We start from the raw sequence: 19,063 nt of genomic DNA, 5'->3' as shown, positions 1-19,063 counted from the left end.
ACTCGTTCGAATCGAGAGTGCACTACTACTGCCCTGCGGCCGTTTCCGGCTTCAGCCTGTGCCCGACGCCCCCTGTGCGACCGCGGCAGCTCCGGCAAGTTCGTCCCTGCCGGTGATCCCCAACTTCGAATAGCACCTGTAGAGATGCCCTTCGACGGTCCGGACCGAGATAAGGAGCGTATCTGCAATCTGCCGGTCGCTGAGGCCCTGGACCGCGAGGTTGACGATGTCCCATTCCCTCCGGGTCAGCCTCGGAACCACGGACTCGTTCTGTGCTTCCTCGCTGCCCTGACCGAGTTCTTCGTTGCAACGGGCCAGCCCTGCGCGGGCAACCGCGCTGAGCTCTTTGGTCTGGCCGCGATCCGCTGCTCCCAGCGCCAAACCATAAGCCTTCGCGGCCAGGTGGTAGGCGGTGGCCGCCTGCAGCTTCTCTCCTGCGGACAGATACCGGGCGGCCCCTCCGAATTTGAGCGCGAGCCCGTATTCAGCGAGCGCATGCGCCCATTCGCCCTCCGTTGCGGCCGCGGTTTCACAAAACCGGTCCAGCCTGCTGGTGTCTCCCAGGCCAAGCGCAAGCTCCAGGGCATGAAGTTCAAGGTAGGTGGCGTTTTCCTTCGCTGCGTTGTCCGCGTTGAGGTGCAACGCCTCCACTCCGGAGCCGTCAGCGTTGAGGAGTTCAACTGCGGCCTCGAAAAAGCTGCTTGCCTGTGCCGCGAGAAGGTGGGTGCTGTGTTGTCCCCAGGACTTGTAGTCCGCCCGGAACCGTTCGGCTTCAGGCAATCCTGCGCCCGCTGCGGCATAGAAAGCCATGGCAGCACACAGCCCGAAGAGATTCTGCGGGTCGCTGTCCCTCAGGGCTTCAAGTCCCGCAGTCAGCAACGGCAAGGCGTCGGCGGATTTTCCCTGCCTGATGTCAATGTACCCGGCCACCACGTAGGCCGCCCCGCCGAAGGACGCCATCGAGACGCCGGACGATTCGTAGTACCTGTCGAGCAGCTTTTGTGCGTCGGCCCAGTCACCTACAGCCAACGCGCAAATGACGAGGCGCGCAGAGATGAACTCAGGGACGAAGAAGACGTCGTTCTCCTGGGGCTGCGCGAGGGCGGCGGCCTCCAGCACCAGCAGCTTTGCCTGGCGTCCCAAGCCGAGAGCGCAGAACATCTCTGCCTTCAGGGCCAGCGCCAAGGCCCTGAATAGCGGCGCCGAGGAACCTTCCACGGTTCCCGACTGAAGAAGCACGCGCTCCAGTTCAGGGCCCATCCTCTCGTAGTCGCCGTCCACGGAGCCGGCAAGCAGCCCGATGAGGGCGGCTGCGAGCGGCACTGCGGCTTTCGCCGCCGGCGTCCGCTGGCCCTGCAGGCCTGGCTGCTGTTCTCCCCACTCGCGGAGGACCTCGGCTTCTGACCGGATCAAGGAAGCAGGCTGCCCGACGGCGGCACGCGTAGCGGCGCGAAGGAGGCTGCCGGATACTACGTGGGACGGCCCGGCGTCGGTATCCACTGTTTCCTGGGCCAGGACTGCCGCGGCCTCCTCCCGGCGGCCAAGATTGAAGTAGGAGCGGGCCATAACCGCCTGGGCAATCGATTGCCACTGCGCGTCCCGCACCGCAGCCGCCATGCGCAGCGCCGTCTCGCTCTGCAGGAGCCTTGCCGAAAGGACCGCGGCCCGGATCAAGAGACGGTCGGGCACGTCCGCTCCGCAGTCAAGAGACCATGTCACCATCCGCAGCAAGGAATCCGGATTGTCCTCCAGAACATCCATCCGTGAGATCAGCTGCCGATGCAGTTGGAGGCTCTGTGCGGCCGGGACGATGCTACGAAGCACCTCGCCGTAGACCGGATTGACGAGCCGCAGGGTTGGCAACCCATTGCCTCCGGGCTTGATCAAATGCTGGTCCACCAACTCCTGGACGGCCGATTCTCCGGCCACAACGCTAATCAGGGTCTCGTCCACCGGCTCCGCCAATGCAATCAAGCTCAAGGCTTCCCTGCCAGCGGCCGAAATGCGCATCAGCTGAAGTTTGACAACCGCCTCGAGCTTCACCGTGTGGACCGGTGCTGCAGCCGTTTTGAGCCACACACCGTGCCTCTGGACGAGGGTCCCCGAGCTCTCGGCTTCGCGGACAAGGGTCTTGAGCAGAAGGGTGTTGCCCCCTGCCTCTGTCCAGAACCCATGGCTCGTGCTGTTCAGGACGATTCCGCCCAGCAATGCCTCGCACAATTCGTGGCCTTGCTCTGCCGTCAGGGGCTCCAGGTCAAACCACTCGGCAGTTCCCTCGTGCCACAAGCGCAAGAGCGGCCCGGGAACTCCCGGCCGCGGAACGCATGCGGCCACGATTTTGGCCCAACCCGCCTGGACAAGCTCCGTCAGCATCGCGCACGTGGCATCGTCCAGGTAGTGCGCGTCGTCGACCAGCAGCAAAGCCGGCCCGGTACCTACGCGGATGCTTTCGAGGTGATCCCAAAGTGAGCGGAGCACAGCGACCCGGGAGGATATGTCGGCAAGCGAAAGATGGGCAAGAAACGGAGCGAGTACCCCATATGGGACAGCGGTCAGTGAAGGACTCCCGTGAATCGGGACTACCGCAAGGTCCCCGCCGAAGACACTGCCCAGCTGTGCCAGGAGAGATGACGCGCCGAGACCGGAATCGCCCACGATGAAGACGGCCGAACAATCGTCGGCACGCACTGCAGCGGTAATTCCGGGAAGCAAATGCCCATAGTCGAGCCACGGTTCAGCCGGCCTCGTACCGCTTTCTCCGACATGACCATGCACCGCCGCAGCGTTGTCATGACTGCGCGGTTCCTTCAAGCTCGCTCCTCGATGAGATTCCCATTTTCGTGAAGATTTGGTACAGGTGGCCTTCGACTGTGCGGACGGAAACTTGCAACTGGTTGGCTACCTCTTTGTTACTCAACCCTTGACTGGCCATCTTTGCAACCTGACGCTCCCTTTCCGTCAGTTCGGGTCCGAAAGTATGCGGTGTCAGGGGCAATACAGGCACGGTGCCGACCAGGCGGTCCAGCCGTTGCTGGGCAAGCCTGGCGGACGCCGAATCGCCGGCTTCCCGGGCGATGTCCAGGGCCAGGACGGCACAGCGCGACTCCACCGCGTCCAACTTCAGTTCCTGGGCAACTGAAGCGGCAAGAAGCAGGGTCTTCGGGTCCTTCTTGCGGCTTCCCTCGGCCACCATCCGGTTCACTGCGGCCATCTTGCCTTGGCGGCGGGAGGAGACCTGCTCCAGGAGCAGCAACTCCTCCTCGGTACCGTGGACGGTGGCGCCGAAGAGGCTGATGGATGCCGTGGTGATCCGTCCTTTCGCCAAGTCCCGGTTGGCCGACTCGATGAGGCTTTGCTTCGCCCCGGGATCCTTCAACCAGCGTCGTGCCATCTTGACGCAGAATTCGGCCATCCATGCGGGGAACCATGCTGTCTCCCCTTGTCCCTTTTCCGCCAGTTCGAGAAACGTCCGGGATTCCTTCACGTCGCCGGCCTGCGCATAGGCAAAGGCAAGCGCCGAGTAGGCCAGCGCGGGTCCATAGTAGTTGCGCCTGATCTCCAGTTGCGCCTGGGCCCCCAGCAGGGTGTCGATCGCCACTGCGGCCCGTCCCGCATAGGTGTAGGAAACGCCCAAGGCAAGTTCGGCGGCTCCGCCAAGGTAGTGGATGTTCTTTGGTTGCTGATCGAGGGTCGCCGTCAGCATCCGGGCTAGTTCTTCCCACTGTCCGCTGCAGAGGAGTGCGGCAAACAAGCCTTCGGACAACCAGTTGTGCAAGCGCGGCCGCGCCTTTGCGCGCTGTATCTTGTGCTTCAACTCGCGCGCCAGCTCGATGGCTTCCATTTCCCGCCCAAGCACCGCCCATGCCATGGTCAGCAGGCTCCCGCAGCTCAACCTTTGTTGAAGATCATTGCCATCCCGGTACTCCTGCTCCAAGGCCTCGGCAACTTCGGCATACTCGCCCTGATGGACCTGGAGCTCGAAACTCGCAAGCCTGAGCATCCCGCAGGCCCGTTCAATTTCCGTGGCATCCGCTCCGACTTCCTGCGATCGGCGGGAAAGATCCTCCTGGGCCTGGGCGATGAGGTCTGGTATCTGGAGGTGCCCGCCTGGAATCCACAACAGCGCACTGCAGAGCTCCTGGACGTAGTCCGCATAGTCGAACGCCGGGAGCCGCCGGAGCTGCTCGGGAGTCACATCCTTCAAAGCGGCCACCGCAGCCTCGTGTTCGGCCAGAATGACGTGGGAAACGCAGCGTTGCTGGGCCGCAGCCACCCATTCCTTGTCCTCGCGCCCGATCTGCCGGGCGCATTCCAAGGCGAACCAAGGATCGAATTGCCTGTTCGCTGCCGTCGCAGCCGCCAAGGCCACCCCGGGTTCAAGGGTTTCGCGGACGTTTAGCGTCGAAGAAGCAAAGCCCAGGAGGGCCTCCGCATCCAGGTCCCGGGAAATGCTGCCAATCACCCCGGCGGCAAGCCGGCGCAGTTCATTCCGCCGTGGCAAGTCCATCCAGCCTCGAATGACCTCACCCATGTACTCGTCGCGCAGCGCCACCCGGCGGGAGCCGGACGGTTCGATGCGGAGATAGCCGGACCACTCCATCTCCGCAACCACTTCAGGTTCGAGGACGTCCAACAGCACGGCGAGCGGGGCCGTTCGAATGAGGGCAAGTAGCTCCAGCGCTTCCTGGACGGCAGGGCTCTCCCGGGAAAGGCGGGAACGGACCAGGTCGGTCAGGACTTCCGCGGATGAAAGGTGGATTTCGCCTTTCATCGCCCAAACCTGCCCGGCCAGATGCAGGTTGCCTGAACGGAGCTGCTCGGTGACGATGGCTTGGAGCACCAAGGGGTTTCCACCGCTGGACGCATGCAATGCACTTGCCGCGGTTGCGGTCACCCGTTTTCCAAGGACGCCGGTCAGCAATTTGGCAACTTCCGAGCGGGAAAAAACCTGAAGCTGAACTTCTTCCAGGAGGCCGTCCTTCAACAACCTGATCAGGTCTTCCGGCATATCCGTCGCTTGGCGGACGGTGACGAGGACTTTCGCGGTCCCGCTAATTAACAAGTGCACCAGAAGTGCCGTGCTCATACTGTCCAAAGCGGGAAGTTCCGACAGGACCAACAGCACTTCGCGTCCCGCGGCGTCCGCACTTATCAAGTGCGATATGCCATAGATGGTCGCGCCAGGGGAATCTGCAGCATCTGCTGGAAGCCTCGCGACAAGATGGGCCAACGCCCCAAACGGAGAGTTGACGTCCGTTGAGCCGTGGAGGTGGAGGACGTGGGTCTTTGGAGTGAGCCGGGCTTCAACCGAACGGGCAAAAGTCGCTTTGCCGACGCCCGGCGCGCCAACCACCACCACTCCATACAAAGACGGCTCGCCGAGCGCTTCAATAACCGTGTTCTGAAGATCCTGCCGGACAAGCGACGACCATTTTCGACGTTCAGCAGCGCCTAGTGCTTGCCGCTCCGTTGCGGGTCGCCCTATTTCAGATTCCGGTGTTGCTCGCAATTTAGATCACGCTACCTTCGCAGCTCTGGCGGACGTGACGTTCAGCGGGTCGTTTGCTTTAGAATTTCCTCTTCACCCCCAGCAGTGATTTGCAAAGTATCATAGCGATCCGCCCGAATCAATTAGCCAGACGACGAACCATCAGGGTACTTGTTAACCACTGAATTGAGTGCACGGCAGGCCCACGCCGCCTGGGCCCACGCTACCGAGGGGCCCCAAACGAGCGTGCGAGTTTGGGAAGGTAGCGGGGAGGTTCCCTGGCCGAGCGAAGCGAGGTTAGGGAGGCAGTGGATGGGCCCACGCTGCTCGGGTTCCCTGGCCGAGCGAAGCGAGGTTAGGGAGGCAGTGGGGTCAGGCCTTGACCGGGTGGAACTTCTGCTGGGCGGCGAGCAAACCTTCAGTCATCAATACTTCGACAGCATCGGCAGCTTCATCCAGGAGGAATGGAAGCTCCTTCTTCTCGGAGGCTCCAAAATCCCTGAGGACGTAATCCGCGGTGTCCATCCTCCCCGGCGGCCTGCCGACGCCCACGCGAACCCGCAAGTAGTCCTTTGTAGCCAATGCCTTGGAAATATCCCGCAGGCCGTTATGCCCACCTTCTCCGCCGCCGATCTTCAACTTGACGGTATTGAACGGAATATCAATTTCGTCGTGGACGGCAATGACGTGATCGGGAGCGATGTCGAAGAACCTGGCCAAGCCGGAAACGGGTCCCCCGGAGACGTTCATATAGCTCATCGGTTTCGCCAGCACCACGCGCGGGCCACCGATCCCGAGCCTGCCCTCGACCACCTGGGCCCGGGCCTTGTGGGCCTTGAAGCTTCCGCCGATGCGTGAGGCAAGTTCGTCCAGGACCATCTGGCCGACATTGTGGCGGTTGTGGCTGTACTCAGCGCCGGGATTGCCAAGGCCTACGATCAGCCAGGTGTCTGTCATGGAGTCATCCTAGGGAATCAAGAGTGTGGAATGAAAAGAAGTGGCCGGGACCCCTCAGGGACCCGGCCACTCGCAAAGGCTCATGCCGCAATTAGTCGGAACGACTAATAAACCGAAAAACTACTCGGCGGCAGGAGCTGCTTCTTCCTCGGCCTCCGAAGTGGCCTCCGAGATGTTGATGATGAGGGTCTCGGGATCGGTGAGCAGTTCCGAACCGCTCGGCAGGACGATGTCCGAAGCGTGGACGTGCTCGCCGGCCTTGCGGCCTTCGATGCTGATCTCGACGAAGGTCGGCAGGTGCGTGGCTTCGGCTTCGAGGGAAACCGTGGTGGCTTCCTGGTTTGCGACTGCGCCAATGGCAGCTTCACCGATAACGTGGACGGCCACGTCAACGGTGACCTTCTCGCCCTTGCGGACGGTCAGGAGGTCGATGTGCTCGATGATCTGCTTGATCGGGTCGCGCTGGATGTCCTTCACGAGGGCCAGGTGCTCTTCGCCGTTGACGTCCAGGGCCAGCAGGGCGTTGGAAACGCGGACGGCCAGGGTGGTGGCGCGGCCGGGCAGGTTGATGTGGATGGGCTCAGCGCCGTGACCGTAGATGACGGCGGGGATCTGGCCGGCTGCGCGGGCGCGGCGGGCGAAACCCTTGCCGAATTCGGTGCGCAGTTCTGCTGCGAGCTTCTGCTCAGACATGTGTACTCCTTGATTACTGTGGCGCCGGCGAATTGCCGGCAAGTCGATCAGCAAGGGCGGAGGTCTGTGGTGACCTTCCACGCCCGACGGAATGCCGGCCGCTGAGCAGCAGGTTCAGTCCGCCTTCGTTGAAGGAGATTCAGACCCAGTCGATAACGGAGACCCGCAATCCGGTTTTAACCCGGATGTGCTCTCCCTCGCCAAGGTATCCCCAAGAGTCTAGCAGCCGCGTCCCACCGAAGGGAAAACGGCCCCGACCCGCGGATTGGCGGGTTAGGCGTTGCCGTCGAAGAGGCTGGTGACGGAACCGTCGTCGAACACTTCACGGATGGCGCGCGCAATCAACGGTGCGATCGACAGGACCGTGAGCTGCGGGAAGCGCTTGTCGGCCGGAATCGGCAGGGTGTTGGTGACGACAACCTCGCGGGCACCGGAATCGGCCAGGCGCTGCGCCGCCGGTTCGGAGAACACGGCGTGGGTGCACGCGATGATGACGTCCTTGGCACCGGCGTTCTTGAGGACCTGGACTGCGCCGGAGATCGTTCCACCGGTGTCGATCATGTCATCGATCAGGACGCAGGTGCGGCCTTCGATCTGCCCGACGACGGTCTTCGAGACAGCCTGGTTCGGCACCGTGAGGTCGCGGCTCTTGTGGACGAACGCCAAAGGCGCACCGCCCAGGCGCTCGGCCCACTGTTCTGCGACGCGCACACGGCCGGTGTCCGGCGAGACAACGGTGATGTTGTCCGCTTCGACCCTGGTGCGGATGTAGTCGGCAAGCAGCGGGATGGCCATGAGGTGGTCCACGGGGCCGTCAAAGAACCCCTGGATCTGGGACGTGTGCAGGTCCACGGACATGATGCGGTCCGCGCCGGCAGTCTTGTAGAGGTCTGCCACCAAGCGGGCGGAGATCGGCTCGCGGCCGCGGCCCTTCTTGTCCTGCCGGGCGTACGGGTAGAACGGCGAAACCACCGTGATCCGCTTCGCCGAAGCGCGCTTCAGGGAATCGATCATGATCAACTGCTCCATGAGCCAGTTGTTCAGCGGAGCCGGGTGCGCCTGGATGACGAAGGCATCGGTGCCACGGACGCTCTCCGCCGAGCGCACGTAGATCTCCCCGTTCGCGAAGTCGTAGGCGTCGATAGGCAGGAGTTCAGTTTCCAACTCCTTGGCGATTTCCTGCGCCAGCTCGGGGTGCGCCCGTCCGGCGGCGAGAACTAGTTTCTTCTCGCCGTGTGCGGTAATTTCGCTCATGCCTGTGTGCCCTCTTCTGTGGTTGCCGGAGTACTTGAGGAATCGGGGGTGGCAGTGGAGCCATGCGCGGCTTGCGCAGCCTGCGCCCGCTGGGCCGAGTTGCTGCCCTGCCGGTTGGCGATGACCCAGCCTTCTGCATTGCGCTGGGGAGCGACACTCAAGGTGAGGGCTCCGGCGGGAACGTCTTTGCGGATGATGGCGCCGGCGCCGCTGTACGCGCCGTCGCCAATCGTTACGGGGGCCACGAAGACGGTGTTGGAACCGGTCCGCACGCCGGAGCCGATCACCGTGCGGTGCTTCTTCTCGCCGTCGTAGTTGGCCGTGATGTTGCCGCAGCCGATGTTGGTGTCCTCGCCGATCTCGGCGTCGCCGGCGTAGCCGAGGTGGGACAGCTTGGAACCGCGGCCGATCGTCACGTTCTTGGTTTCGTAGAAGGCGCCGATCTTGCCGGTCTCCCCGAGGACAGTGCCGGGACGCAGGTAGGTGAACGGGCCTACCGTGGCCTTGGCGCCGATAGTGGATCCGGAGCCGTGGGTGCGGGTCACCTTCGCGCCTTCGCCCACCGAAACATCGGTGAGGGTCGTGTCGGGCCCGACGACGGCGTCGCGCGCCACGGTGGTGGTGCCGTGGAGCTGTGTGTTGGGCAGGAGCCGGACGTCTTCGTCCAAGGTGACCGTGGAATCGATCCACGTGGTGGCCGGGTCAACGACCGTGACACCCGCACGCATCCAGGCCTCGACCGTACGGCGGTTGTGCTCGGCGCCGAGGGCGGCCAGTTGGACGCGGTCGTTAGCGCCTTCCACTTGCCACCGGTCCTTGGTGACGACGGCGGAAACCCGGCCTCCGGCGTCGCGCGCCAGTCCGAGCACGTCAGTGAGGTACTTTTCGCACTGGATGTTGTCAGTGGTCACCTTGTGCAGCTGCGCGCGGAGCACCTTTGCGTCAAAGGCATAGATGCCGGAGTTGACCTCGCGGATGGAGCGCTCAGCGTCACTGGCGTCTTTGTGTTCACGGATGCCAAGCACGGTGCCGTCCTCGGCACGAAGGATACGGCCGTAACCATTGGCGTCGTCGAGGACAGCGGTCAGCACCGTCACGGCGTTGCCCTCGGATTCATGCGTGGCGACAAGCTCGGAGAGAAGGGAACCCGTCAGCAGAGGCACATCGCCATACGTGACCACTACCGTCCCAGTGAGTTCGGCCTTCGCGTCCAAGGCGTCAAGAGCTACTTCCACTGCGCGTCCGGTTCCCGGAACATCGTCCTGGTCCACGATGACGGCGTCGGGATCGATCAGTTCAATGTGCGCGGCGACGAGGTCCCGTTCATGGCGGACCACCAGGGCCAGCTGCTGGGGATGGATGGAACGCGCCGCGAGGATGGCGTGCGCCACCATGGAGCGTCCGCCGATTTCGTGAAGGATTTTGGGAGTCCGCGACTTCATGCGCGTACCGGCTCCGGCAGCTAGGACAATAACAGCGGCGGGGCCAGTAGTATCGGGGCTCACGAAGTCGCTCTCCTTGCTCGATTACGTCCGGGCGAACCCGGCTGCGGCATCTGCTCTATCCTACTCTTGCCGATTCACAGCTTTCCGCGCAGCCAGTGGACAGCTTCGGGATACGCAGTGCCATCAGAGGCGGTGCCGGCAGACCACCGACAAGTTCCGCCCATAGGATTCGAACCTATACTCCACGGCTCCAAAGGCCGGGGTGCTGCCATTACACCAGAGCGGACCGTGCGCACGTGGCCCTTGCGGACGCGAGGTCCGCGGGGTTCCCGTTTGACCGGGTCGCACACACAAGAATCTAGTTTGCCATGACCATTGCGGTGTTCGCGACTTGGCGCATCCCCGAGTCCTTTCCAGCGGTATTGGCAGGCCCTCCCGAGGCCGCTTCACGCTTGGCATAAGGCATGATGGATGCGTGAGCAACAGCACAGGACTTCCCCGGCAGTCGACGGGTTCCAGGGTGATCAACCACCCACCCGCAGGCCAGGTTGCCCGTGCCAGGATGACGGGCTCCCAGCGGCGCTCCCAGCTCATCGAAATAGGCCGGGGCCTCTTCGCCGTCCGGGGACTAGACGCCACAACCATTGACGAAATCGCAGCCGCCGCAGGCGTGTCCAAACCGGTGATTTACGAGCACTTCGGCTCAAAGGAAGGCCTCTACACGCAGGTTGTGGAGTTCGAATTCCGGATCCTGCTCGACGCCATCAACGAGTCCCTCGCAGCCGAAGCCAAACCACGCGTCCTCGTTGAACAGGCAGCCCTTGCCCTACTTGGCTACATCGAAGAGCGGAGCGACGGCTTCCGGATCCTCATGCGCGACGCTCCGCCCTCCCAGCCCGAAGGCGCCTTCTCCACGCTGCTCTCCCACGTGGCCGATCGCGTGGAAAACCTGCTCGCCGACGAATTCTCGCGGCGAGGATTCAGCGCAGCCGACGGCGCCATGTACGCCCAGATGCTGGTAGGCATGGTGGCCATGACCGGCCAATGGTGGTTGGACCACCGCGAGCCCGACAAACGCGCAGTAGCCGCCCACCTGGTCAACCTGGCATGGAACGGCCTGACAGGCCTGCAAAAGGAACCGGAACTGCGAAGCGAGGGCTAGGGGCTCTGGTTGGCTCTGGTTGGCTCTGCGGTTGCGTTTACCGGCGCATCCGTGGGCGCGTTTCCGTGGGCGCCTTCGCGGCTGCCGTGTTCGCGGTTCGGGATTCGTCCGTGGTCGCCTCCGTAGTTGCCTCCGCGACGCAACGGCCCTTCGCCGTCGCCCGCGGCCACCTCCGCGGTAGCGTCCGTAGTTGCCTCCGCGACGCAACGGCCCTTCGCCGTCGTCCGTGGCCACCTCCGCGGTAGCGTCCGTAGTTGCCTCCGCGACGCAGGTGCCCCCGTCGACGCGCGAAATCACTATCGACACCGGAATCCGCGCATCGAATTCCTCGATCCGAGTCGCGGGCAAATTTGGGTGTCGGTTCGCTCGTTCGCGACGACCTACAGTCTCCCTTGTGCCTCGAGTTCCACGGCCCCCTATCCATCCCACCGCTGGCGGACGACGCCGGAAGTCCGCCGCCCCGCGAGGTGACTTTCCTCGCCGGGGGCGGTTCTTCCGAAAGGAGCGCATCGCGGCCCTTCGTGGGCCGGAGGTCGCTCAGCGACCGCAGGCCCACATATGGGCCGTGTCTAAGCGACGCGGAAGGGCCGGCTCCGGCACCCAAGGTGACCGCGCAAAGGATGCCGCCGCCCGTCCCTGCCCGCCTACTCCCCCAGGATCTCCGCGGCCTCAAGCCACTCGAGCTCCAGGCCTTCTTTTTCTTCGAGGAGTTCCTGGAGCTTGGTGTTCAGTTCGCCGAGGGCGTCGAAGTCGCCGGATTGGGACTTCGCCGCCATTTGGACGTGCAGCTTCTCTTCTTGTTGCGCGATCTTGCCGAGCTGCCGGTCGATCCGGTTCAGGTCCTTACGGGCCTCGCGTTTTTCGGCTTCGCTCGGCCCGGAAGCGTCGGTGCCTGACCCGCTTGCCGCCGTCGGCCTGGCGCTCCCGCTCGACGCGCCGCCGGTCACTGCGCCGCTCGCCAGCGCTGCTTCGCGCAATTCCAGGTACTGGTCCACACCGCCGGGAAGTCCGCGCAACTTGCCGTCGCCCAAGAGTGCCATCTGGGAATCCGTGACGCGTTCCAGCAGGTAGCGGTCGTGGCTGACTACGACGAGCGTGCCGGGCCAACCGTCCAGGACGTCCTCGACGGCGGCAAGGGTGTCGGTATCGAGGTCGTTGGTGGGTTCGTCGAGCATCAGGACGTTCGGTTCGCCCACCAGCAGGCGCAAGAGTTGCAGACGGCGCCGTTCGCCACCGGAAAGGTCAGTGACGGGGGTCCACTGCTTTTCCTTCGTGAACCCAAGCTGCTCCACGAGCTGGCCGGCCGTGAATTCCTTGCCTCCAACGCTGAAGGAACGCTTCTCGCGTTCGATGACCTCGATCACGCGAAGGTCGGACACGTCGTCGAGCTCCTTGACGTCCTGGCTCAACACGGCGGTGACAACAGTCTTGCCGCGCTTGACCTTGCCGGAACTCGGCGTGATCTCGCCGTTGAGGAGCCTCAGGAGCGTGGACTTTCCGGCACCGTTGACGCCCACCAGTCCAAGCCGCTGCCCCGGCGCCAAGCGCAAGGTCACGTCGTCGAAGAGCTTCCGGCCGGCGTCGTCGCCCTTAAAGTCCAGGGAGACGCCTTCAAGGTCCAGCACGTCCTTGCCGAGCCGCGCGGTTGCCATCTTGCTGAGGGCAACCGAGTCGCGCGGATCAGGAACATCGGCGATTAGCTCGTTGGCGGCTTCGATGCGGAACTTCGGCTTCGAGGTGCGCGCAGGGGCTCCCCGGCGCAGCCACGCCAGTTCCTTCTTGACCAGCTGTTGCCGCTTGCTTTCGACGACGGATGCGGTGCGGTCACGCTCGGCGCGGGCCAACACGTAGGCCGCGTAACCGCCGTCGAACGGGTCCACTATGGCGTCGTGCACTTCCCATGTCCGGTTGCAGACTTCGTCCAGGAACCAACGGTCGTGGGTCACCACGAGGAACGCGCCCTGGTTGGCCCGCCAGCGGGTCTTCAAGTGCCGCGAGAGCCAGGCGACGCCTTCGACGTCGAGGTGGTTGGTTGGCTCGTCGAGCATGATCACGTCGTGGTCCTCGATGAGCAGTTTGGCCAACGCGACCCTGCGCTTTTGTCCGCCGGAGAGCGCGTGCACGTTGGCGTGCCAATCAACGTCGGCCACGAGGCCGCCCATGATCTCCCGGATCTTGGGGTTCGCGGCCCATTCGTGGTCGGCTTGGTCGCCGACGATCGCGACGCCGACCGTGAGGTCGCCGTCGAGCACGTCGGACTGGTCGAGATAGCCGACATTGACGTCGCCGCGTTTGGTGACGCGGCCGGAGTCCGGCGTCGAGCGCAATGCCAGCAAGCGCATCAGCGTCGATTTACCGTCACCGTTGCGCCCGACCATGCCAATCCTGTCGCCGTCCTCCAAACCAAGGGTTACGCCGTCGAGGATGGTGCGGGTTGCGAACGAAACGGTGAGGTTTTCGCCGCCGAGCAGGTGGGCCACTGGGTACTACTTTCTGGTGTGAATAATCAGGAAATCGCTACTGGCGACTTGTCATAGGAGGGTATCGGAGATGATCCGCGCACCGGGAACCGGGCCGTGCACAGCGAGGGCGTTGTGTCCCAGGTGTCGAAGGTCCTCGGCGAGCCCCTCGGCCGCCCGGGGGTTGTGGGCGAGCAAAGCCACCGTGGGGCCGGAACCGGAAACAATCCCGGCGAGGGCTCCGTTCGACTCCCCTATCCCGATGGTGTCACGCAATTGCGGGGCCAGCTCGATCGAAGCGCGCTGGAGGTCGTTGATGAGGACTTTGCTCAGGGCGTCCGGATTCCCGTCGCGCAGCGCCTGCAGGATCTTGGCGTCGACCTCAAGCGGCTCGGGGATCTCGAGTTTCTCAGTGTTCCGAAGCCTGTCCAAGGTGTGGAAGACCTCGGGTGTGGAGAGTCCGTAGTCGGCACAGACCAGGACCCAGTCCATCTGCGCTTTCGCGAGGGCGGGTGAGAGTTCGTCGCCGACGCCAAGCCCGACGGCGGTGCCTCCGAGAAGCGAGAACGGCACGTCCGCACCCAACTCGGCGGCCAGATGGGCCAGTTCTTCGCGTGACAAACCGCTGTTCCAGAGGGCATCGCAGGCCAGGAGCGTCGCCGCGGCGTCGGCCGAGCCACCGCCCATGCCCCCGGCGACGGGGACGCGCTTGGTGATTTCCAAGTGCACGCCCGTGGCGTTCTCCGAGACATCCCTCATGATGGCGGCGGCCTTGTAGGCGAGGTTCCGCTCGTCCAGCGGGATGTCCACATCGTCGAGATCCAACGTGCTCGCGGGAGCGATGCTGACAGTGATCCCGGTCCCCTCCGTGCTTGTGGCGGCTACTTCCTCGTACAGGGAAACCGCGAGATACACGCTGGCCACAGAGTGATAGCCGTCGGGCCGCAAGGGGCCGACGTTGAGGGAAACGTTCACCTTGCCGGGCGCCCGGACGCGTACGGTCCGGGCGACGAAGCGCCCCCGGTTCACACCGCTGATTGCCGGATTCATGCGTCCAGCGGGTGGCGTGCCTCGGCGATCCGGACAAACGCGTTGATATCGAGCACTTCTCCGCGGGCAGTCGGGTCAACTCCGGCAGCGACGATGAAACGTTCGGCCTCCGCGGCGCTCCCGGCCCACGTTGCGAGGGCCGCGCGGAGCGTCTTGCGGCGCTGGGCAAACGCGGCGTCAATGACTGCGAAGACCTGTTCGCGCGTGGCGTGGGTTGCCGGCGGCGCGCCGCGCGTGAAGGACACGAGTCCGGAGTGGATCTTCGGCGCCGGCCAGAAGACATTCATTCCGATCACGCCGGCCTTGCGCATGTGGCCGTACCAAGCGGCCTTGACCGACGGGACTCCGTAGATCTTGGAGCCGGGACCCGCGGCCAACCGGTCCGCCACCTCGTCCTGGACCATGACCAGCCCGTGTTGCAGGCTCGGGAAATGTTGGAGCAGGTGAAGAACCACGGGGACCGCCACGTTGTACGGCAGGTTGGCCACAAGCGCGGTGGGCTGCACAGGAAGCTCAGTGACCTTCATGGCGTCGGAGAGGACGAGGTGGAAATCGTCCACCGACTCCGGGCGCCAAGTACGGACCGTTTCCGGCAACTTGCCGGCCAGTACGGGATCGATTTCGACGGCTACAACGGTTTTGGCGGCGTCGAGCAGGCCGAGCGTCAGCGAACCCAGCCCCGGCCCTACCTCCAGCACGGTTTCCTCGGGATCAATACCGGCGGCAGAGACGATCCTCCGGATCGTGTTGCCGTCGATGACGAAGTTCTGCCCCAGGGTTTTGGTTGGTCGGACACCGATTTCCTCGGCGAGCCGTCGGATGTCCGCAGCTCCCAGAAGGGGCGCGACGGCGGCGTGTTCGGAATTCGGTTCAGTCACCTAGGTATCGTATCGTCTGAGCACTGGCGGGGGCGCCCGCGCGCCCTCTTCACTACGCGAAATGGCCGGGCCCGAAGAATCCGGACCCGGCCAATTTCATTTCCTGCCTAGCTGGAAGCTGCCCATCCGCAGCCCCACGGCGAGAGGCCACGCTGCGCGTAGACGCGGTTGGCGATGTCGATCTGCTGGGCCTTGCTGGCGGCGGCCGCGTTGGGAGCGTAGGCGCCACCACCGGAACCGATCCAGGTCTGGATGTCGAACTGCAGGCCACCGTAGTAACCGTTGCCGGTGTTGATGGCCCAGTTCCCACCGGACTCACACTGCGCAATCTTGTCCCACATGGCCTCGTTCGGCGCGCCAGTAGGTCCGGAGGCAACAGCCGCGGCAGGCTTGGGGCGCTCCTTGGTGCCGACCGTTACCTTCGCGGGGACCGGCTGGACGGTGACGTCAGAGGAAACCAAAGTCCGGGAAGCCTCACGACCATCCACCAGGACGAGCTTGAACGTCTTGCTGAGCAGCCCGAGGACCCCTTCCTGCGTTACCGTCTTCTGGTCACTGAACTGGGTGGCGTCTTCCGTGGTGACAGTGTCGAAGGGGACGTTCTCCGTCTCGGTGGCGGTCTTGCTTGTGTCCACCCGGGAAACCTTGATCACCATGTTCTGGACTACCGGAGCCGAGTTGGGTTGCGAAACCCGGTCGTTCGCGCCAAGCGAGACGCCGGCATCGCTGAGGACGGTGCCCACGTCGGGGGCCGTCGTGGTCTTTGAGGAGCTCTGGCCGTCCACGATCAGGCTGATCGTCTTGGGGGTCAGGATCGAAACGTAGGATCCGGAGACGGCGAGTTGCGTATCTTTGGGCTGGGAGACAGCGGATGCGCTCGCGACGCCCAGTTCGGAGACGAGGCCTTCGACGTTGGGAGCCGTGGTGTTGACCGTCCGCTGGGCGCCGTCAAGGCTCACGGTTACGGCCTTGGCCAGGTTGACGTTGATGATGGAACCGTTCTGCACCGAGGCATCCAAAGCCGGGGAAACCCGGTCTTCAGCCTTCAGATCAACCTTGGCAGCCTTGACCACTTGGTCAACGGTATTGCCGAAGGTCTGGACGGAACTCACTTTGCCGTCGACGTTGAGGGTGACTGATTTGTTGTTGCCCGTGAAAGCAACCACTCCCAGTACCAGTGCTGAAAGCACCAGCAACTGTGCACCGACCTTGACGAAACTGAACTTGCCGCCCGTGGTGAAGAACTTGACCATGTTTGCCCGTAACTTTTGGACCATCCGGGCACGGGGAAAAGCGCACAGGGGCCTCCAGCCGCGGTCCGGGATGCGTGCCGAAGCATGCAGGAGGACTGCAGCGGAGTTGTGCGCCGCCACACTCAATTCAACTGAGAACACCAATTGCGAACGGAGTTAGTTGTCCGAAGGCCTTCCCCGACCCCGGCTACTGGTTACCCACTGTAACCGAAGCGTTATAAAGTGACCAAGATATTTACATACCGGGTATGTAATACGATTTCTGCTCAGTCCCAGGATCCGTACGTCGCCACGGTGTTTTGGGCCAGTTGCGAGCACAGCGCGGAAAGCTCTGTTCCGATCACTTCAGCCATGGAACGAACGGTGTACGGCACCATGTAGCTCGCGTTCGGCCGGCCCCGGTAGGGGTGGGGTGTGAGGAACGGGGAATCGGTTTCGACGAGCACCAGTTCCGGATCCGCGATGGCCAGCGCGTCCCTCAGATTTGCGGCGTTCTTGAACGTCATGGTGCCTGCAAAGGACATGTACCAGCCGTTCAGGTTACAGATCCGTGCCAGCTCTTCATCGCCCGAGAAGCAATGGAATACCACCCGCTCCGGGGCGCCCTCCTCCCGGAGAACCTGGACGACGTCGTCATGGGCGTCACGGTCGTGGATCTGGAGGGTGAGGTCCAGCCTCTTCGCGATATCGATGTGGCGGCGGAACGAATGGCGCTGGTGCACCAAGCCGTCGCCGTGGGTGCGGTAGAAATCAAGCCCGGTTTCACCGATCGCCCGGACCCTCGGATGGGCCGCCAGTTCTTCGATTTCCGCGAGCGCCGATTCCAGTTCTCCGCGGCCCGCGTACACAGGGGCATCGTTGGGGTGGATCGCGACAGCTCCGAGGAGCCGGCGGTCCGCGTCAAGCGCCTGGACCGTGAACCGCGATGACTCCAGATCGCAACCTACCTGCACCGCGCCCTGGACACCCACTGCTTCGGCCGCGTCCAAAGCATCCGCCACCGCGACTTCGAGCAGGCCGTGCCGGAAGTCGAGGTGCGTGTGGTTGTCCATCACGGGGACCGGCAGCGGCTCGGGAGCAGGCGGGTACTCCTTGCGGGAATCGCCGGTTTCAGGCGCGCGGTAGGAAGCCGGTGGGAGGGAATTGCACATGGATCCACCCTATCTTTCTCTGCTGATCCCTTCCTGACTGCGCACTGATCCCTCCCTACGGAACATGCCTCTGTCTGCGGCGGGCCTAGGCTGGGTAGTCTGGTACAAAAGGCGGTATATATCCCGGCCAAGGCACCGCGGCCCGGCTGGGATGCTGTCATGGCTGAGGGGATTGTCCATGGACTCAAAGCGACACGGCACCGTTGACGAACAATTGCTGCGGGACGAGGCCGTGGTTGCCTTGCCGCCTGAGCGCGAGTCCCTCAACGGGTACAAGCCGACCGTCATGGATCCTGAGCAATTCCACGCTGCCAGCGAGAAGATCCTTGCGGCCATCAACAAAGTCATCGACGGCAAAGCCGAGGCCGCCAAACTTGCCCTCACTGTGCTCCTCGCCCAAGGCCACCTGCTGGTGGAGGACGTGCCGGGCGTCGGCAAGACATTGCTCGCCAAGACCCTCGCCCGCACCATCGATTGCAGGGTCAGCCGCATCCAGTTCACCCCGGACCTGCTTCCTTCGGATGTCACGGGCGTCTCCATCTACAACCAGTCCTCGCGGCAGTTCGAGTTCCGGATGGGTGCGGTGTTCGCCAATATCGTGATCGGGGACGAAATCAATCGCGCCTCCGCCAAGACGCAGTCCGCCCTCCTCGAATGCATGGAGGAACACCAGGTGACGGTGGACGGCCATTCGTACCAGCTGGGCGAACCGTTCATGGTTGTCGCGACGCAGAACCCCATCGAGATGGAAGGCACGTATCCGCTGCCGGAGGCTCAGCGCGACCGCTTCATGGCCCGCATCTCGATGGGCTACCCTGACAAGCTATCGGAGATCGAGATGCTCGAGACGCATCAGGCGGTCTCACCCCTCGCCAAAGTCACCCCGGTGGTCACTTCCGCGGACGTCGCCGCGATGATCGCCACGGTGCAGCAGGTCTACGTCTCCCAATCCGTCAAGGAATATACGGTTGCCTTGGGCCGGGCCACCCGGGACAGCGCCCGCCTGCGTCTCGGCGCCAGCCCGCGCTCCCTGCTGCAACTGCTACGGGCGGCCAAAGCGACGGCCGCCCTTGACGGAAGGGACTTCGTCCTTCCGGACGACGTCATATCCGTCGCCGAATCCGTCCTGGCACACCGCATCATCCTTGACCGCAAGGCCGCGAGTTCCGGTGACACTCCGCAAAGCATCATCCGGGCGATCCTGGCTTCCCTCCCGGTAAGCCAGGACGCTGGCGCGGAACGCCGCAGTAGCTAGGAGATCGGGGGAGGGGGC

Annotated in this window: 13 protein-coding genes and 1 tRNA gene; 2 read left to right on the top strand and 12 right to left on the bottom strand. The window is 63.8% G+C overall.

Features of this window, described 5'->3' with window-relative positions:
* Positions 1-51: 51 nt before the first annotated feature.
* From QRN52_RS09750 to QRN52_RS09720, 7 genes are all read right to left on the bottom strand, one after another.
* Complete coding sequence (locus QRN52_RS09750) at positions 52-2,811, bottom strand: LuxR C-terminal-related transcriptional regulator (RefSeq protein ID WP_284752521.1); 2,760 nt, start codon at positions 2,809-2,811, stop codon at positions 52-54.
* On the bottom strand, positions 2,789-5,353 hold the full coding sequence (locus tag QRN52_RS09745) for a helix-turn-helix transcriptional regulator (protein ID WP_284752520.1): 2,565 nt from the start codon (positions 5,351-5,353) through the stop codon (positions 2,789-2,791). Before QRN52_RS09745 ends, QRN52_RS09750 begins: the two co-directional genes overlap by 23 nt.
* A gap of 507 nt (positions 5,354-5,860) precedes the next feature.
* Positions 5,861-6,445, bottom strand: coding sequence for an aminoacyl-tRNA hydrolase (gene pth / locus QRN52_RS09740; protein WP_284752519.1), 585 nt, complete (start codon positions 6,443-6,445; stop codon positions 5,861-5,863).
* A gap of 120 nt (positions 6,446-6,565) precedes the next feature.
* Positions 6,566-7,138 (bottom strand): 50S ribosomal protein L25/general stress protein Ctc, encoded by a 573-nt coding sequence (locus QRN52_RS09735; RefSeq protein ID WP_284752518.1) that lies wholly within the window; start codon positions 7,136-7,138, stop codon positions 6,566-6,568.
* Positions 7,139-7,411: 273 nt separating this feature from the next.
* Positions 7,412-8,392: a ribose-phosphate diphosphokinase gene (locus tag QRN52_RS09730; RefSeq protein WP_028266439.1), complete on the bottom strand. Its 981-nt coding sequence runs from the start codon at positions 8,390-8,392 to the stop codon at positions 7,412-7,414.
* Positions 8,389-9,897: a bifunctional UDP-N-acetylglucosamine diphosphorylase/glucosamine-1-phosphate N-acetyltransferase GlmU gene (gene glmU, locus QRN52_RS09725; protein ID WP_284752517.1), complete on the bottom strand. Its 1,509-nt coding sequence runs from the start codon at positions 9,895-9,897 to the stop codon at positions 8,389-8,391. Before glmU ends, QRN52_RS09730 begins: the two co-directional genes overlap by 4 nt.
* Before the next feature lie 154 nt (positions 9,898-10,051).
* A tRNA-Gln gene (locus QRN52_RS09720) sits at positions 10,052-10,123 on the bottom strand.
* Between the two features lie 276 nt (positions 10,124-10,399).
* Here QRN52_RS09720 and QRN52_RS09715 point away from each other — a divergent pair.
* Positions 10,400-10,999 carry a TetR/AcrR family transcriptional regulator gene (locus tag QRN52_RS09715; RefSeq protein WP_284752574.1) on the top strand — a complete coding sequence of 200 codons (600 nt, stop codon included), beginning with the start codon at positions 10,400-10,402 and terminating at the stop codon, positions 10,997-10,999.
* Between the two features lie 644 nt (positions 11,000-11,643).
* Here QRN52_RS09715 and QRN52_RS09710 read toward each other — a convergent pair.
* The 5 genes from QRN52_RS09710 to QRN52_RS09690 form a co-directional block, all read right to left on the bottom strand.
* Entirely contained in the window at positions 11,644-13,479 is a 1,836-nt protein-coding gene (locus QRN52_RS09710; RefSeq protein WP_284752516.1) for an ABC-F family ATP-binding cassette domain-containing protein, read from the bottom strand.
* 51 nt (positions 13,480-13,530) lie between these two features.
* On the bottom strand, positions 13,531-14,508 hold the full coding sequence (locus tag QRN52_RS09705; RefSeq protein ID WP_284752515.1) for a 4-(cytidine 5'-diphospho)-2-C-methyl-D-erythritol kinase: 978 nt from the start codon (positions 14,506-14,508) through the stop codon (positions 13,531-13,533).
* A complete protein-coding gene (gene rsmA / locus QRN52_RS09700) occupies positions 14,505-15,386 on the bottom strand; it encodes a 16S rRNA (adenine(1518)-N(6)/adenine(1519)-N(6))-dimethyltransferase RsmA (RefSeq protein ID WP_284752514.1) in 882 nt (293 codons plus the stop codon). The genes QRN52_RS09705 and rsmA overlap by 4 nt, the downstream gene beginning before the upstream one ends.
* A 107-nt stretch (positions 15,387-15,493) precedes the next feature.
* Positions 15,494-16,639, bottom strand: a complete 1,146-nt coding sequence (locus QRN52_RS09695; RefSeq protein ID WP_284752513.1) for a resuscitation-promoting factor — start codon at positions 16,637-16,639, stop codon at positions 15,494-15,496.
* A gap of 266 nt (positions 16,640-16,905) precedes the next feature.
* Entirely contained in the window at positions 16,906-17,790 is an 885-nt protein-coding gene (locus QRN52_RS09690; protein ID WP_284752512.1) for a TatD family hydrolase, read from the bottom strand.
* A gap of 178 nt (positions 17,791-17,968) precedes the next feature.
* On the opposite strand from QRN52_RS09690, the gene QRN52_RS09685 reads away from it, so the two are divergent.
* The gene (locus tag QRN52_RS09685) at positions 17,969-19,045 is read left to right on the top strand and encodes an AAA family ATPase (protein WP_284752511.1); all 1,077 of its coding nucleotides are present in this window, start codon (positions 17,969-17,971) and stop codon (positions 19,043-19,045) included.
* Positions 19,046-19,063 lie beyond the last annotated feature (18 nt).

The organism is Arthrobacter sp. efr-133-R2A-120 (assembly GCF_030209835.1).
Classification (GTDB): domain Bacteria; phylum Actinomycetota; class Actinomycetes; order Actinomycetales; family Micrococcaceae; genus Arthrobacter.
The sequence above is the reverse complement of the archived record's forward strand: the minus strand, read 5'-3'. Positions and strand labels throughout refer to the sequence as shown.

Excerpts from the sequence above, each read along its gene's own strand:
- pth (WP_284752519.1), bottom strand. The coding sequence starts at position 6,445 with ATGACAGACACCTGGCTGATCGTAGGCCTTGGCAATCCCGGCGCTGAG.
- QRN52_RS09735 (WP_284752518.1), bottom strand. The coding sequence starts at position 7,138 with ATGTCTGAGCAGAAGCTCGCAGCAGAACTGCGCACCGAATTCGGCAAG.
- QRN52_RS09730 (WP_028266439.1), bottom strand. The coding sequence starts at position 8,392 with ATGAGCGAAATTACCGCACACGGCGAGAAGAAACTAGTTCTCGCCGCC.
- QRN52_RS09715 (WP_284752574.1), top strand. The coding sequence starts at position 10,400 with ATGACGGGCTCCCAGCGGCGCTCCCAGCTCATCGAAATAGGCCGGGGC.
- QRN52_RS09705 (WP_284752515.1), bottom strand. The coding sequence starts at position 14,508 with ATGAATCCGGCAATCAGCGGTGTGAACCGGGGGCGCTTCGTCGCCCGG.
- QRN52_RS09695 (WP_284752513.1), bottom strand. The coding sequence starts at position 16,639 with ATGGTCAAGTTCTTCACCACGGGCGGCAAGTTCAGTTTCGTCAAGGTC.
- QRN52_RS09690 (WP_284752512.1), bottom strand. The coding sequence starts at position 17,790 with ATGTGCAATTCCCTCCCACCGGCTTCCTACCGCGCGCCTGAAACCGGC.
- QRN52_RS09685 (WP_284752511.1), top strand. The coding sequence starts at position 17,969 with ATGGACTCAAAGCGACACGGCACCGTTGACGAACAATTGCTGCGGGAC.